20 protein-coding genes are annotated in these 15,884 nt (G+C 32.7%); 16 read left to right on the top strand and 4 right to left on the bottom strand.

Annotation, left to right across the window (positions count from 1 at the left end; genetic code table 11):
• Positions 1-131: 131 nt before the first annotated feature.
• On the top strand, positions 132-833 hold the full coding sequence (locus ACFEL2_RS02135; RefSeq protein WP_375332360.1) for an IS256 family transposase: 702 nt from the start codon (positions 132-134) through the stop codon (positions 831-833).
• A complete protein-coding gene (locus ACFEL2_RS02140) occupies positions 781-1,179 on the top strand; it encodes a transposase (protein WP_375332135.1) in 399 nt (132 codons plus the stop codon). Before ACFEL2_RS02135 ends, ACFEL2_RS02140 begins: the two co-directional genes overlap by 53 nt.
• Positions 1,180-1,185: 6 nt before the next feature.
• Here ACFEL2_RS02140 and ACFEL2_RS02145 read toward each other — a convergent pair whose 3' ends face one another.
• The 3 genes from ACFEL2_RS02145 to ACFEL2_RS02155 are packed head-to-tail and all read right to left on the bottom strand — an operon-like array spanning position 1,186 to position 3,190.
• The gene (locus tag ACFEL2_RS02145; protein WP_341751226.1) at positions 1,186-1,563 is read right to left on the bottom strand and encodes a restriction endonuclease subunit S; all 378 of its coding nucleotides are present in this window, start codon (positions 1,561-1,563) and stop codon (positions 1,186-1,188) included.
• A 58-nt stretch (positions 1,564-1,621) separates the two neighbouring features.
• Positions 1,622-2,614, bottom strand: a complete 993-nt coding sequence (locus ACFEL2_RS02150) for a class I SAM-dependent DNA methyltransferase (protein WP_341751225.1) — start codon at positions 2,612-2,614, stop codon at positions 1,622-1,624.
• 45 nt (positions 2,615-2,659) lie between these two features.
• Positions 2,660-3,190, bottom strand: coding sequence for a hypothetical protein (locus ACFEL2_RS02155; RefSeq protein WP_341751224.1), 531 nt, complete (start codon positions 3,188-3,190; stop codon positions 2,660-2,662).
• A 421-nt stretch (positions 3,191-3,611) separates the two neighbouring features.
• Here ACFEL2_RS02155 and ACFEL2_RS02160 point away from each other — a divergent pair, with 421 nt between their 5' ends.
• The 14 genes from ACFEL2_RS02160 to trbC all read left to right on the top strand — a co-directional run bounded on the left by ACFEL2_RS02160 (position 3,612) and on the right by trbC (position 14,121).
• Positions 3,612-3,965 carry a hypothetical protein gene (locus ACFEL2_RS02160; protein WP_375331700.1) on the top strand — a complete coding sequence of 118 codons (354 nt, stop codon included), beginning with the start codon at positions 3,612-3,614 and terminating at the stop codon, positions 3,963-3,965.
• Positions 3,966-4,015: 50 nt separating this feature from the next.
• A complete protein-coding gene (locus ACFEL2_RS02165) occupies positions 4,016-4,300 on the top strand; it encodes a hypothetical protein (RefSeq protein ID WP_341751222.1) in 285 nt (94 codons plus the stop codon).
• Positions 4,301-4,346: 46 nt separating this feature from the next.
• A complete protein-coding gene (locus ACFEL2_RS02170; protein ID WP_341751221.1) occupies positions 4,347-4,952 on the top strand; it encodes a TraE/TraK family type IV conjugative transfer system protein in 606 nt (201 codons plus the stop codon).
• A gap of 27 nt (positions 4,953-4,979) precedes the next feature.
• Positions 4,980-5,720: a type-F conjugative transfer system secretin TraK gene (locus tag ACFEL2_RS02175; RefSeq protein WP_341751220.1), complete on the top strand. Its 741-nt coding sequence runs from the start codon at positions 4,980-4,982 to the stop codon at positions 5,718-5,720.
• A 1-nt stretch (position 5,721) separates the two neighbouring features.
• Positions 5,722-7,050: a TraB/VirB10 family protein gene (locus ACFEL2_RS02180; RefSeq protein ID WP_341751219.1), complete on the top strand. Its 1,329-nt coding sequence runs from the start codon at positions 5,722-5,724 to the stop codon at positions 7,048-7,050.
• On the top strand, positions 7,050-7,367 hold the full coding sequence (locus ACFEL2_RS02185; RefSeq protein ID WP_341751218.1) for a hypothetical protein: 318 nt from the start codon (positions 7,050-7,052) through the stop codon (positions 7,365-7,367). The genes ACFEL2_RS02180 and ACFEL2_RS02185 overlap by 1 nt, the downstream gene beginning before the upstream one ends.
• Positions 7,368-7,384: 17 nt before the next feature.
• Entirely contained in the window at positions 7,385-10,138 is a 2,754-nt protein-coding gene (locus ACFEL2_RS02190; RefSeq protein WP_375331699.1) for a TraC family protein, read from the top strand.
• A 37-nt stretch (positions 10,139-10,175) separates the two neighbouring features.
• Entirely contained in the window at positions 10,176-10,703 is a 528-nt protein-coding gene (locus tag ACFEL2_RS02195; protein ID WP_375331698.1) for a hypothetical protein, read from the top strand.
• Positions 10,704-10,798: 95 nt separating this feature from the next.
• Positions 10,799-11,017: a conjugal transfer protein TraD gene (locus ACFEL2_RS02200; protein ID WP_375331697.1), complete on the top strand. Its 219-nt coding sequence runs from the start codon at positions 10,799-10,801 to the stop codon at positions 11,015-11,017.
• A complete protein-coding gene (traW, locus tag ACFEL2_RS02205; RefSeq protein ID WP_341751214.1) occupies positions 11,018-11,632 on the top strand; it encodes a type-F conjugative transfer system protein TraW in 615 nt (204 codons plus the stop codon).
• A gap of 53 nt (positions 11,633-11,685) precedes the next feature.
• Complete coding sequence (locus tag ACFEL2_RS02210; protein ID WP_341751213.1) at positions 11,686-11,952, top strand: type II toxin-antitoxin system prevent-host-death family antitoxin; 267 nt, start codon at positions 11,686-11,688, stop codon at positions 11,950-11,952.
• Entirely contained in the window at positions 11,949-12,365 is a 417-nt protein-coding gene (locus tag ACFEL2_RS02215) for a type II toxin-antitoxin system VapC family toxin (RefSeq protein WP_341751212.1), read from the top strand. Before ACFEL2_RS02210 ends, ACFEL2_RS02215 begins: the two co-directional genes overlap by 4 nt.
• A 17-nt stretch (positions 12,366-12,382) precedes the next feature.
• Positions 12,383-13,468, top strand: coding sequence for a conjugal transfer pilus assembly protein TraU (traU, locus tag ACFEL2_RS02220; RefSeq protein ID WP_375331696.1), 1,086 nt, complete (start codon positions 12,383-12,385; stop codon positions 13,466-13,468).
• Entirely contained in the window at positions 13,438-14,121 is a 684-nt protein-coding gene (gene trbC, locus ACFEL2_RS02225; protein ID WP_341751210.1) for a type-F conjugative transfer system pilin assembly protein TrbC, read from the top strand. The genes traU and trbC overlap by 31 nt, the downstream gene beginning before the upstream one ends.
• Positions 14,122-14,511: 390 nt before the next feature.
• Here the strand turns inward: trbC and ACFEL2_RS02230 are convergent, their stop codons facing one another.
• Positions 14,512-15,804: an IS256 family transposase gene (locus ACFEL2_RS02230; RefSeq protein ID WP_375331621.1), complete on the bottom strand. Its 1,293-nt coding sequence runs from the start codon at positions 15,802-15,804 to the stop codon at positions 14,512-14,514.
• Between the last annotated feature and the right edge of the window lie 80 nt (positions 15,805-15,884).

Below are 15,884 nucleotides of genomic sequence, written 5' to 3' on the forward strand. Positions count from 1 at the left end.
AAAATCGTAAAATGTGAACTAGAAAGTGTTTTTTTAGCCGTTTGGTAGTTCACTATAGGAAAGTAATTGCTATAAATTATTTAGATCAGAATCACTATTGGAGTTTTGCTTAGAAGATTTGTCAATATCCTATAGGTGTTAATATGGAAGGTAAGAAAGAGCTACTTGGTATTTGGGTTGGCAAGAATGAAGGTTCTAAATTTTGGATGCAAGTGGTAACTGAGCTAAAGAATAGGGGAATTGAAAAGATATATGTTGCTTGTGTAGATGGTCTAAAAGGCTTTCCTGAAGCTATAAATAGTGTTTTTCCTAAAACTATTGTACAATTATGTATCGTGCATATGGTTAGGAATTCTACCAAGTACGTGTCATATAAAGATTTAAAATCGGTAACAGCTGATTTAAAGAAAATTTATACAGCAATAAACGAGGCGGAAGGGATTAGAGAGCTACAAAACTTTAGTAAAAAATGGGACGAAAAATATCCAGTAATTTCTGACATGTGGCAACGTCTTTGGTCAGGTATAGCCCCGCTTTTTAGCTTCCCTGAAGGGATTAGAAAGGCAATATATACTACTAATACTATTGAATCAGCCAATCGGCAAATCAGGAAAATTATAAAAAATAAAGGGGTATTTCCAGATGATAAATCAATTCAGAAAATAATATTTTTGGCATTGACAAACGCTCAAAAGAAGTGGACAATGCCAATTAAAGATTGGTCAGTTGCCTTGAATCAATTTGCCATACTTTGTGGTACTGATGACCAAAAATGGGCAAATGTCGATCAAAGATGGACTAACTCTGACATCATACTTACACAATCTTTCTGATAGACCCCAAGCTCAAGAAATCAAAGATAAAATTGATCGGCTTACTTCTATTCCAGCAGTTGGCATTACTCTTGCTAGCACTGTAATATGTGAAGCACCAGAACTTGGTAATATTACTTTTAGAAACTTAACTGCTTTAGTAGGTCTTGCTCCTTTTGCTAGAGAAAGCGGTAGTTATAAAGGTAGAAGAAGTATCTTTGCCGGTAGAGGTAATCTTCGAAGAGTTCTTTATATGGCTGCAGTAGCTGCCTTACGATGTAATAAGCGTTTACGTAATTTTTATGACAGACTCAAAATAATTCTTCTTGCAATGAAAATTTATGTTAAGTTATTATTTTCTTATTGACTTCCATTACGGATGCTGAGGTAGGATACCAAATCCAGCAGAGTCTTTTTTTTTGTTTAAAAATTTATTTTCTAATAAAATCATAACATATTCTAGATTTATGATGTTTATAAAATCTTTTTTAAGTCTTAAACCACAACAATTTCTACCTATATTATATTTTCCATCTCTCAAAAATAATCTGCCAGCACTTCCATAAGTTGTCCAAGTTATCATTTTTTCATAGTACTTATATGAATCAATATATCCAAAAATTCCATCATCTTTAGTTTGTCCAGAATAAACTGGATATTCCCCTTTGTGTTTATTAATATATTCATTTGTAATATTAGTTTCGCCAATTATATCAAAAATATCGGATATTTTATAAGTTGTATAAATCATATATCAGCCAAATTTTTGATTATGTTTGAATATTCATCCATAATATTTGATATTTCTTTCAATAAATCAGAAAATTCTTGGAATGTAATCGTATTTTTTTTTCTATAATACCTAACTCAATTTTTTCCTCTTCTGAAAAAAATCTTTCAATACACCAGTTTATATCAGTCTTAAACTTTTCAATCTCTTGTACCTTACATCTTTTATCAAGATTAAGATTTGCAAAATACTTCTTATTACCCTTAAAAGCATTATATAAATTAGCAGTTTCTTTTAAGTCATCTTGCTCAATATCAAATCTATTTACATCTCTGCTTTCACCAATTTCACTAACTAAATAAGTAAACACAGGATTAATCTGAATATCAGAAATATTGAATTTTTTTGTAATTGCTAAAATATAGGTCTTTTTTTGTGTTGTAAAAAATGTCTTTAATGGCAAAGAAATAATTGCATCAATATAGCAACTATCCAAAATATATTGCCTTAGTTTTTTATCATTCTGTCTATTAAAAATGCCGTCAGGAATGACTATAAAAGCCTTGCCACCTTTTTTTAAAGCTTTTATAATCCATTCCATGAAAAGTCCCTCAATACCCATGGCATTTATCTTGTAATAATTCTTTAACGTAATATTTTTAGCTATCTCTTCTTTTATGTTACTACTTCCACTAGTAACATAAGGAGGGTTTGTTAAAATTAAGTCATATTTCTCTTCTGCAACATCGGAAAGAGTACCGAGTATTGAGTTTGTTTTTAAAAGAAAACTCTCATTAAATATTTTGGCAAATTCTCTAGTTAGTCCAATATTATCTTTTATCAGTTCACAAAAATAAATAAGCATATTGGCTTTTGCTAAAATGATGGTTTTTTGTTCATCTTTATCAAAACCTTTATCAAAGCCAACTATTTTAACTTTTTGTACTATTCTATTGTTTTCAACTTTAAAAAGCGTATCAAGATTGTCTTTTATAAATTCTAATGGAAATTTACCTACTCCGCATGCTGGATCATAAATAGTCAACCCATCTTTTAGTTCACCTTTTGCCATTTCGTTAATAGCACGAACAACTTTAATTGGAGTAAAAAACTGCCCTCAATTCTTCTTACTGATACTTTCTTTCAAAAAACTTTCAAAAAGCTTACTTTTAAAATCATGGTCAACATGCTCAAGTTTTCCATAATCTCTAAATTTTTGTAAAACTTTTTTAAAGACTGTTCCGTAACCATCTACAGCTTTTTGTTCTTTACTGATAAATATGCTACCATTTATTAGGGTGGTCTTGTCTAGGGCATTTTCAGGAAACAGCTCTTTTATTTGTGGTCTGATAATATTTGCGTAATGTTGTAAAACTCTGTTAGGTTCATTGCCTTCTTCATACATCCGCAGTAAAGTATAAAAATTATAAGTACCTTGCAATATTTTTAAATCACTTAGATATTTGAATATAAATAATTCAACAAATGTGTATAAGCAATTCTCAGGGGTTGCACCACTAACACTCCAAACATCTTGCCATATTTGTTTTGCTAAGTCGGTTGGATTAATTAGTTTTTTTGGTAAGATTCTATCATTTTCTTCATTTGTTGAGCAGTTTTGTTGTTGATCTTTAATATCGGTCTCCATTGTAATTACCCCCTATTTTTTATCTATAAAAATGGACACTGAGGTTAGTTTTAGAAAGTAGCAGACTGTTTGACACCACCCTGCATAGTATCCACACCACATTTAATCCCACTAATTGACAGAGTCTAGAGAAAGTTCTTGCCTAGGGTATTTTTTTGCGAAATTTAATAGATCAGCGGTAGAATAGAGACACTAGGAAAAATATTATCTTAAAAAATACGACAACATCAAACACCAATGCTTGGCAGTTGAAGAGTATTGTTTTCTAACTGTGTAGTCTTCAAAAATATGGGTGATAATGACACCTATTTATTTTAAAGAGAATCACGTAATTTATCCTCTTAAGTTTAGTTATGCCTCTACAACGGGGAAAGTACCAAGAAAAAAAACACTAGTAGATAGTTAACAAAAGAGGAAGATTATGGTGGATTCAAAGAAAATACCAGCCACAAGTAAGGAAATAACTAGCAAACAGAATTGTCTAGATGATAACTGGAGTAAGAGTTTTTTATATCTTAGTTATGGAATAATTGGCATTTTACTTACCCTTATTACATCAGAAAGTTTAGCAGTAGATTTAGGTAAATTTGGTAAAGGTGTAACTGAACCACTGGTAAAATTTGCCGCGGATTACTGGGTTTATGGTGCTGGTATTGGTGGTATTACCACAGCCATTATGTCTGAAGGTGATGGTCGCGTTCGGGTATTTCGTGGCGGTACAGTTTTTATAGGTAGCAGTGCCGTTTGTATGGGCATACTTTCTGCTATGACTTAAATCAAGTGTAAATTGTAACAATATTGGTTTTTTACTTGTGAGATTCAATTATGGAAAGAGTACGATTTAATAATTGTTTAAACAAACACGTTAGATTTTGGAACATATCTATTGGTTCAATAGTAGGGGGCATTAGCTTTGGGTTAATCATTTTATGTTTTAAAGGCGTGCTATGGTCTTTTGCTGGTGGTGCTATTGGTTTTGCTATAGGTGGTTGGTTTATGCATCAATGGTGGCTTGGAATAATCCAGCGTTGGTTCTATTGGCATCTACCACTAACTAGGCTGATTATATCAGCTAATTTACCAAAGTCTCATGTAAGGCTGCTTATGTAGTAATACTAACTTAAATGTAAATAGATATGAATGAGCAGAGATAAAAATGGAGAAGATAATAGCAATAGGTAACATCGAACAAGTAGCAAGACAGCGAAACTTGTTTTTAATACTGACGTTGCTGCTTTGCCTGACTGTTTTAGGACTATCAGTTAAATTATTGACAAACAATGAGAAAGTAATATTGATGCCAAGTCTTAGCCAAGAAGTATGGATTAGTAATAATGGAGTCTCCAAAGGATATTTGGAAGAAACAAGTTTAATGTACCTACCATTGTTACTAGATTTAAATTCAGAAATAATAGACTACAAAGCAGGTATCATATTTAAATATATTTCGCAAAGTGATGCTACCTATATGAAAAATATTCAAAATTATTTTGCAGATAGCAAAGAGAAGTACAAAAAATTTGCTTTATCAACCTATTTTTCTATCAAAAGCTTGGAAGTTGATAGTAAGAATTTGCAGGTAATAGCTGCTGGCATGCTAACCTCAAGGTTTGGCGATAAGGGCTTTGAGGTTAGTCCTGCTTCTTATCAATTATCTTATGAATGGGCAGGTAGACAGCTAAGACTTAAAGAATTTGTAAGAATCAAAGAAGGTCAAGAAACGGCACAATATAACAAAGAAAATGATAAAGATAAAAAATAAAGGATAAGAAAAATAAGAGAATAAATAATGATCAAAATAATACTAATAATTGCCATGATACTAATGAGTAATGCAGCACTTGCAGCACAAGAATTTGAATATATAGCTGGCAATAAAATCAAGGCTAAAATAAGTGCAAGTAACGTTAATAGAATAGCATTTGGCAAAATAGGCATAGCACAAATTATTGGTGATGAAAGCAAGTATAAAATAATAGCGGATAGCAAGGCACAAAACATATTTTTACTACCAAAAGTTCCAGCTGCTCAGACTTTGGAGCTAGCCTTAGTCAACTTTTCGGGGAATGTTGCTGATTTAATACTTGAAGTGGAAGATATGGAAGGGCAAATTATTAAAATTTCCATGGATAATTTTTATAATAAGTCATCCAATGGTTTCCTAAATAATTCAGCTGTTAACAATAAATGGTCAGTAACCATCCAAGAGCAAGAAATTGCTGGAATGATAAGGAACATGATTGCTGACAAGGAAGGTAAATATTACGTTACTCATGTAAAAAGAAAAATTGACCGCTTACGTAATATAGGACTTTCCATAGAGCAAGATAGGATTTACCGTTTTGGTAAGCTTATTGGAGCAAGACTAGTAGTAATCAACAGGAAAGCTCAAGGCTTAGTTCATCTTAAAGAAGTAGATTTTAGTAATCTATTTGATTTTTGTTTAGCTACCACTATCGACAAAACCATACTTCTTCCTAAAGATAAAGGATTTGTTTGGATAGTAGCAAAGGAGCAAGATAGGGACTGACATGACAATATTTGCAAAGCTTAAAGAAAGACTCTTTTTTTTATTAGGAAAGAGTATACAGCTTAAAGTTTCAAATGAAGCTCCAGTGGATAGTTCATTTATAGCTGACAGTCAAAAACAGTCGTTAGATGCAACTAATAATAAGGAGATTAGACGTAAACAGTATAATTTCTTGTTACTGCTTTTGGGTGGTAGCATCATTACAGTACTTGTTCTAATCAACATAATGCAAGGAAAAATTAAGCACAAAGCAGTTATTAATGATAATACTAAGCCTAAATTAGAAGTAGCAAGTGAAGCGTTAGACCCGGAGAAAATGTGGCACAACCACTTTGAAGATTTATTAAACGACAATAGGCGTAAATTTGATGAACGCTTACAGTTAGCAGAAACAAACTTTAGAGAAAAAGAACAAAAGCTACAAGAAGAGATAAAATTAGAATTAACTAAAATGCAGATTCAACTAAATTTTGCTAAAAATGAGCTGATCAGTAGCACAGAAGAATTAAAAAGAATGCGTCAAATTCACCAAGAAGCAGAGCAAAATACAAAAGGTAAGGATTTTGGCAGTGATGTAAATATTGGTGTTATAGACTTAAATGGTGAAATAGAATTTGATAAACCAAAAGATACTAAGATTTATATCCCTGAAACTTCTTATGTTAGTGGCTATTTACTTGGTGGTCTTGCAGTATCTACTGCATTAAATAGCCCAGATGAACATGCTGCTCCAATAGTAATTAGACTAACAGAAAGAGGCAACTTACCCAAGAACTTTAATCTTGATATTACTACCTGCCGTATTTTAGGTAGTAGTTATGGTGACTTATCCAGCGAAAGAGTAATTATCCGCTTGGAGAAAATGGTTTGTATTGATCCAATCACAGAGTTAGTAACTACCAGTAACATAGCTGGAATAGTGCATGGCCCAGATGGTATGAATGGCATTAAGGGGAAAGTAGTAGCTACGAGCAGTAAGCATATAAAAAATGCCTTAATAGGTGGAGTTATTAGCGGGCTTAGCCAAAGTAGTAAAGGTCTAGATAGTATGACTATCACTAGCCTTGGAACAATTGCTAGCCAAAAGAAAGGTTTTAAGGATATGGTAACAGATGGTATTTTATCAGGAACATCGAATGCTGCTGAGAAAATAGCTGACTATTACTTAAGAATGGCAGAGAACATGTCGCCTGTTCTTACTATACCTAGTGGAGTAAAGGTAGATGTTGTCTTCATGAAAGGCTTTTTTGTCGGAGAATTAACCACCCATAAAAAGATAGCCAAGGAAAGAACCAAAAAACCAACAAATAAACAATACGGAGAACAGTAATGCAAGGAATATCAAAGATTTTACTGATTATTACATTATTTAGTTTATCTGCCTGTGGTGGATATGGTTCATCGTTTAGTTGTAAAGACGCAAGTGGTTTTAATTGTGTGCCTTTGAGCATAGTTGATCAAAAAATTAATAGCGGAGAAATTGTCGAAGTAGAACTAAAGGAAAGGGCAAAGTGTCAAGGAAGAAATTGCTATGCTAGACACTTGGACAAACCTGACATTAAAGCTAATAAGGTTCATAAAATAAAGTTGCAACAAGAAACTAATCAGAAAGTACTTAAAGATGGCAGCTTGTTATATATCAAATAAGACAATGAGATGATCATATGAACATAGCTAATTTCTTACAAAATATAGGTAATATTTGTGGTTTGGCTAGTACTGCCGAAGTAAATTACGGCAGTACACAATTGTTGCAAGAACATATCGAACAAAATACTAAAGGAGCAAAATCTTTAGCAGGATATCTAAGTTATCGATATTTTGATCCTAAATGTAATATCTTCTTTAATGAAAATAATGTAATAGGCTTCATGCTAGAAATAGCTCCGATAGTTGGAACAGATGTTAATTTGGAAAAAAACTTAAGCTTATTTTTTAATAATGAATTACCAGTAAATTGCTATTTACAATTTTTACTGATTGCCAGTCATAATATAGAGCAAAAACTAAAATTATGGAGTAATGCTAGAAGTAATCCTAATCAGATGTTACAGCAATTAACAGAATTCCGTAGAGAATTTATTAGTAAATGTGCTAAAGATTTTACAAGTTCAGATGGAAGGATGGCTAAAGATTTTCGGATATATGTTTCTTTTAGCAAAAAAAGTGAAGGTAATAATAGTATAAAATCTATTGAAGAAGTAGTAGCATTCCAAAGCAAATTAGTAAAAAAGCTGCAAGCAATAAAATTATCTCCCCGTATATGTGATGCACAAAATTTAATGTTTGTAGCAGGCGATATGGCACAAATGCAAATGCAAGAAAGATCAAGTCGTAAATATGATCCAATAAATCCTTTAGCTAATCAAATCTTGACGCCACTTTCAAGAACCATTGTTAAAGAAGACTGCCTAATTCATCTAGATAGTATTTATAACGATAATGGATTAAAACCAAACAAATTAACATCTAATAAACTAGCCTCTAACCTAGATTCTAACAAGTTGGTCTCTAAATGTTTTTACCCAAGTATGCTACCAGAGCAATGGTCATTACTGGAGATGATTAATTTACTTGGTTCAGCCAGTGATCATAGTTTACCAGCAAGGCTAATAATTAGTTACACAGTGGCAAATAATATAAGTAAAACACAAAGCTCAAAAATTCTAGCAAGAGGACATAGAAGCATACATGCTGCTGAACAATGGTATGCAAGGCATGATACTAACTTGAAGAAAGAAGCTTTAGAGTGGCGGGAGATAATTGCTAAAGCTAAAAATGGTGAGCAGTTTTTGACAGAATCACTGCAAATAATGATTACTGCACCTCAGTCAGAAATAGAAATAGCGGAGGAATTTTTAATTAGCCTATATAATGCACACGACTTCCAATTACAAGTTAACAAGCATCTCCAATTACCAGCAATGTTATCTCAGTTACCAATGCATCAGGCACTTAGCTGGAAGTTTTTACAGCATTTCCAGCTAGTTAAAATTGCTCAGGCTAAAGAAGTGATAGCCAAGTTGCCGATCCATGGTGAGTGGAAAGGAGTAAATCAAAGTGGAGTTCTATTAACAGGACGCAGAGGTGAGTTATTTAATTGGAATCCATTTGTAAGAATCAATAGCGGTAATTACAATGTAGCTGTTATGGCCCCATCTGGTTCAGGTAAGTCAGTATTTTTGCAAGAACTAGCTACTTCAATGCTAGCACAAAACGCTTCAGTATTTATCTTAGATATAGGTGGTAGTTATCAAAATATCTGTGAGTTAATCGGTGGGGAAACAATTAGATTTAATCAGCATAGTAATATTTCTTTAAATCCTTTTGCTCAAATAGCAGGTAGTGGAACAAAGCACGCTAAGGCTCTTTCTATGCTTGCTAGAAATTGTAATTTAGTGGAAATAGGATCAGTTACTGGTTTGTCCTTAGAACAAATTGAGATGCTTACTGCTAAGGATCAAGACCAAAACCTAGATCTAGATCAAAGAATAGAGATATTACAGATAGGCAATCATTTTGTTACTAAAGATAGTATCATATACGCCAAAAGCATTATTGGTGCTATGTGTGGTATTAGCAAGGATGCTCATAAGGAAGCTATCATTGAACGAGCAATAAATGAGGGTATAGAAAAACATGGTACTACGCTAGATATTACCAAACTTACTAAAGTATTAGAAGAATTAGAGGGAGCAACTACAGCAAAAGCTCTTGCTGAAACTTTATACCCTTATAGTGAAAAAGGAGTACATGGTAAATTTTTTGAGCAAGGTAAAGCTGCATCATTTAAAGAAATACTAACCATTTTTGAGTTTGAGGAGGTCAAGAATGATCCAATATTACTGGCGGTAATATTACAGGTAGTATTGATGCAAGTAACTATGCAGTTCTTATGTGGTGATAGGTCGAAGCAATTTTTACTTATTGTTGATGAAGCTTGGATGATTTTAGATTATTCAGCCAAGTTCTTAGAAAGCTTTGGTAGAACTGTTAGAAAATATGGGGGTTCATTAGTGATTTGTGTACAAAATTTTACTGATTTTCAAAAAAGTGATGAGCGTAGGAGCATTTTAGAAAATAGTGCTTGGACGGTAATATTAAAGCAAGATGAGAAAGGACTAAACTCATTTAGTACTTCAGAAGCCTTTAAAGATATTGTGCCGTTAATTGAGTCTATTAGTTTGATACCAAGTAAATATGCTGAGATGCTGCTGATATCTACTGGCTTAAAAGTTGTTGGACGTCTTAGTCTAGATCCATACTCGCAAGTATTATACTCAACAGAAGCAGCTGATTTTCAATATTTACTAGAAGCAAGACGCAGTGGTCTTAGTAAAGATGAAGCAGTAAAAGCCTTGGCAAAAAAATATGGTGAGCTAGCTACTCTGCCAACTATAGAAAAAATGGATAAGTAATAATACGAAAAAGAAAATAAAAAATATAAGTAAGTGTATGGAGATGAATAGGAACATAAATATAAGTAGTGATAACGAATTTAGCGAGAAACAAATTGTTGTTTTACTTGTGTCTATCCTACTTGGAGTTGGAATTGGTTGGCTTGGGTTTTTGTTACTTGGTGATATTGGTAGTCAATGCAAGATTATGTATGTATCACAAAAAGAAATATTAAAGTTAGAAAAAGAAAGGGTAAGTAAAGAATTAGAAGAAGCAAAAATAAACCAACAACCAAAAGAAAACGATTTATTTTTTGGTCACATTAATCAGGCAATAGAACTAATAAACGAGGAAGCTCAAAAATATAAAGATAAAAGAACTAAAGTAATATTTGCAACTGATGAATTTATTACAGGAGAAGGAGTGATATCAATAAGCAGGCAAGTACATCAGAATGTAATAGAGAATTTAGCAAAACTAATCAGTAACCTAAAGTGGGATGATTTAGGGGATGATTCAAAAGGAACAAATATTAAGAAACAGCAAAAACTATCAAATAACAACCAATTAAACAATAACCAATAAATTAGAGAGATTAAATGTACGAAAAAATTCAGTATCCATTTTATAACAAAGCAAACAGAGACAATATGAATACATATAATAATTACAGGTATAGTATGAATAATCAAAGGACTAATTATTTAGAACGCAAACAAGATGCTAGAAAAAAGATTATGCTGGGTGGACTGATAATAAAAGCAGGATTAGATTACTTGCATCCACAAGATGACCAAGCTCTGTATGGTATGTTGCTAGTCAGTAAAATGCTACTCGTTAGCAAACCAGAGATGCTTGAGCAATGGAGAGAAATAGGGAAAGATTTAAAGAAAATATAAATGAAACTAATACTAACAATGATTTTAGTAATTCTACTACCACAAATAACTATTGCTAAGGATTTTGGCATATATGGAACAATTTTTGAGGTTAAAGAAGAAGGATTTTTAGCAATGATCGAAAGAAAACTAAAATTAGTTGATATAGAACAGGAGAAAAGCAAGATGTTAGAAATCGCTAAAACTCGAATAGAGCAACCGGTAGCAGTTAGCAATATCAAACGTACTCAAAAAGCACAAGATTTTACTTATGATCCAAGCTACATAATAAAAGAGGATATTATTTTGCCAGATGGCAAGCTACTTCACAAGATAGGTACAAAAGTTAATCCACTAGATTATATAAACTTGGACAAGAAGTTGATATTTATTGATAGCAGAGATAAAGAGCAGGTTGAGTGGTTTAAGCAGCAAAAAAGCAGCTCCGTAATAAAGGCAGAAGACAAGTTGATATTAGTAGCTGGTAGACCACTTGATTTACAGAAAGAACTTGATAGAGAAGTATATTTTGATCAAGCAGGAGTTTTAACAACAAAATTTAAAATTAAGCAAGTACCAGCAATAATTCAGCAGGAAGGAAAAGTTTTAAGAATAAAAGAAGTAGAAATTGATTAGTGGTCGTAAGAAAACAGTTATAATATATAAATAAACAAAATTAGAGGTATTTTATGCAAAAATGGCAATTACAAGAGGCAAAGGAGCATTTTGAAGAAATTATTGAACTCGCTGAAAACGGGCAACCTCAATTAATAAATGATAAGAAGAGACATAAAGCAGTCTATATTATCTCAGTGGAAGATTATATGGGTGATAAAATAAAACCCCCTATGTCATTTAAAGAATTTTTATTATCTATACCAAAAGTTGATAATGATGATGAAGAGGATTTATTTGAAAGAAAACCAAGTAAAGCTAGGGAAGATATTGATATATGAGATATTTACTTGATACTAATATATTGTCAGAGTTTCGTAAGAAAAGTCCAAATAGCCAAGTAATATCTTGGTTATATCAAATACCTATAGAATCATTATATATAAGTTACTTAACAATTGGTGAAATTCAAAAAGGGATTGCTAAAAAGAGACAAACAGATTTAATAGCCTCATTAAGTTTAGAAAGGTGGCAAGATATTTTAATTAAAAAATATACCGCTAGAACCATTGGTATAGATAATAATGTATGTAAATGTTGGGGAGAATTACTTGCTATTGATGCTACAAATCAGGTAGATAGCCTAATTGCTGCCCAAGCAATAGTTTATGATATGGTTTTAGTTACTCGTAATACCAAACATTTTACTAAATTTGCAGTAAAATTACTAAATCTTTTTGAGGAATGTGAATAATGTAAGAGGTAAAAACGTTGACAAATATCAATAATACGGCCTTGAGCAAAAAGTTTGGCGACCCAGCTCAAGGCACAAAGACACGGTTAAGTATCCTACTGTTAGTGGCTATTTTTATGCCATTTTCAGTATCTGCAAGTATTACATGTCAGGGGCATTTTGTCAATCCAATTACTGATATTTGTTGGAGTTGCATATTGCCAATAAGCATAGGCAACTTAATTAATATTGGTAGTGGTGTAACGCCTAAAAAAAGAGATACCAAAAATCCCTCATCACCAGTTTGTCTATGTATTAAAGCAAACATTCCTGTACCAGGGATAGCAATAGGATTTTGGGAACCAGTAAGACTTATTGATGTTACAAGAACCCCTTATTGTATGACTAACCTTGGTGGTATCTCTCTTGGTTCTGATAGCAAAAGGACTAGTAGTTTTAATAGAAGCTATGATGGCAGGCATGTTCACGATAGTTTCTATCACGTTCATTATTATATTTATCCACTAATTTATTGGCTTGAACTTATTACTGATTTTATTTGTTTAGAGCAGAGTAGCTTTGACGTGGCTTATATGAGTGAGTTTGACGTTACTTGGAATGATGAAAAATTGCAGAACCTGTTAAATCCTGAAGCTTTTTTATTTGCCAACCCTGTAGCTCAAGCAGCTTGTGGTTTGGATTGTGCAAGTAGCACAGCTAGGATGCCACTAGATAGTATGTTTTGGTGTGCTGGTTGCTTAGGTAATATGTACCCATTTAGTGGAGCAAATGCTGATCATGTTGGTGGAGTGCAATCAAGTAGTTTATTAGCTATTCGAATAATTGCCAAGATGCACCGAATAGGGCTTGCGGAGGAGACCTCAACTGATGAAAACACTCGGTTGGCAGGTGGAGGTAAATTGTGCCGTAAGTCTAAGGCATTAAAGATTAAGAAGAGCCAGTATAAACTACAAATGGTAAATCCAAAGTCAACATCAGATAGCATTGGTTGTTGGCCATTAGGTTTAAGTGACATAATGTATTCAACATTTAAAGAATATCCGTATGACGGACAAGATTGGGGGTATTTAGTATGGCGAAAGGCGAATTGCTGTGCTTTTTAGTTACATTACTATTTAACAGTAGTCACTTAACTATAGCACAAAACATCAGCAACACTAATAGTGAATTGTTAAATAACATAAAAAATATTGAGGCAACTGATCAGCAGCAAGATTGGGCTAAAAAATTGGGACATGTAGGACAAATACTAACAAGAGAAGCTATTTTACAAAAGCTGTGTGAGTTAGATAAGCAGCATTGTTTAAAGCAAGGACAAAATTGCAGTGATAAAGAATTAATAGACAAAGAACTTATTAATCCAGCAGTGCTTAAGATATTTGTAAGTAGTGGGATGCCAAGTAATTTACTGAAGACCTATCATCAGCAAGCAGTAAAATATGGTGGAACATTGGTATTTAAGGGATTACCTAATAGTAGTTTTAAAGAACTTAGCAAACTAGTTATGTCAATATCAGAAAATGGTGAAGTAGGCAGTATGCAAATAGATGACGAAGCTTTTGATCAGTTTGGTATTAATGTTGTGCCAGCTATTTTGTTGGTTAAACAAGAAGGTTACTTAGATGGGTGTTTTGGTAAATCTTGCAAAGTTACTTACGATAAGATTACTGGCAGTATAGGTATAAAAGCAGCTTTGGAGAAATTTGCGATTAATGGTGATTTATCACAAGAAGCACAAGAGTTGTTACAAAGATAAGAAGCAGGCGTAAGGATATAAAGATGAGAAGGATGAGGCAGATAGTTCTAATAGTTTTAGTGGTAACTATTACTTGTGCAGAAGCCCAATATTTAGACCCAATCAATAAGACCAATATTAATTCGTTGTGTATCCATAGTTTTCTACCTTCATACATTATTAATTTCTTAAGTCTTCCTATGTAACAATTGTGAAATTATTTAATCAATTTATTACTAAATATTCAAGAATAAAATGTAGTGCCGGATTTGATATCCACCAAAAGTTATATAGTGGTAACAATACTTGAAGAATTAGAAAGTGGAGAGAGCGGTAATGGCGTAAGGAATTCCTACTTATCCTGACGACTTAAAACAGCTTGCCAATACCATACCATTTACATCGGGTCTATCAGAAAGATTGTGTAAGTATGATGTCAGAGTTAGTCCATCTTTGATCGACATTTGCCCATTTTTGGTCATCAGTACCACAAAGTATGGCAAATTGATTCAAGGCAACTGACCAATCTTTAATTGGCATTGTCCACTTCTTTTGAGCGTTTGTCAATGCCAAAAATATTATTTTCTGAATTGATTTATCATCTGGAAATACCCCTTTATTTTTTATAATTTTCCTGATTTGCCGATTGGCTGATTCAATAGTATTAGTAGTATATATTGCCTTTCTAATCCCTTCAGGAAAACTAAAAAGCGGGGCTATACCTGACCAAAGACGTTGCCACATGTCAGAAATTACTGGATATTTTTCGTCCCATTTTTTACTAAAGTTTTGTAGCTCTCTAATCCCTTCCGCCTCGTTTATTGCTGTATAAATTTTCTTTAAATCAGCTGTTACCGATTTTAAATCTTTATATGACACGTACTTGGTAGAATTCCTAACCATATGCACGATACATAATTGTACAATAGTTTTAGGAAAAACACTATTTATAGCTTCAGGAAAGCCTTTTAGACCATCTACACAAGCAACATATATCTTTTCAATTCCCCTATTCTTTAGCTCAGTTACCACTTGCATCCAAAATTTAGAACCTTCATTCTTGCCAACCCAAATACCAAGTAGCTCTTTCTTACCTTCCATATTAACACCTATAGCTATATAAACTGCTTTATTTATTATAGTGTGATTGTCTCTTCCTTTGACATATATGCAGTCAAGATATATTATCGGATATATACTATCAAGGGGACGATTCTGCCAATTTATAATATCCTCCAAAACTCCGTCAGTTACTTTAGATATTAATTCTGCAGATACTTTGGTAGAATAGATTTCCTCTAAATGTCCTTGTATCTCCCTTGTAGTCATACCTCTTGCATACAGAGATATTACCTTCTCATCAAACCCTTTAAATTGTCGAACTCCCTTAGGAATTAATAGGGGTTCAAATTCTCCTTCTCTATCTCTTGGAACATCTACTGTTATATTCCTACCATCTTCATCTATTATAGTCTTTTCATAACTACCATTGCGTCTGTTTTCAGATTCTTTCTCATCCTTGGAATGTTTCTCATATCCAATATAAGATTCCATCTCTTTTTCTAGAATCTTATTAACTAGTTGTTTTTTTAACTCTTGCAATATCCCATCTTTGCCAAAAATTTCTGATGGATTACTTTGTGACAAAAGTTCTGATACTACTTTTTCTACAGATTGATTTATTGTTTTTGTTTTCTTCTTCATATTAACCTCATGTAAGTGTTTTTTCGTAATCTTATTTTTACTACTTTTTTCAACTTACACAATCTTTATGACAGACTCTT

Origin of the sequence: Candidatus Tisiphia endosymbiont of Temnostethus pusillus (genome assembly GCF_964264675.1) — a bacterium.
In the GTDB taxonomy this organism is placed as follows: Bacteria; Pseudomonadota; Alphaproteobacteria; order Rickettsiales; family Rickettsiaceae; genus Tisiphia.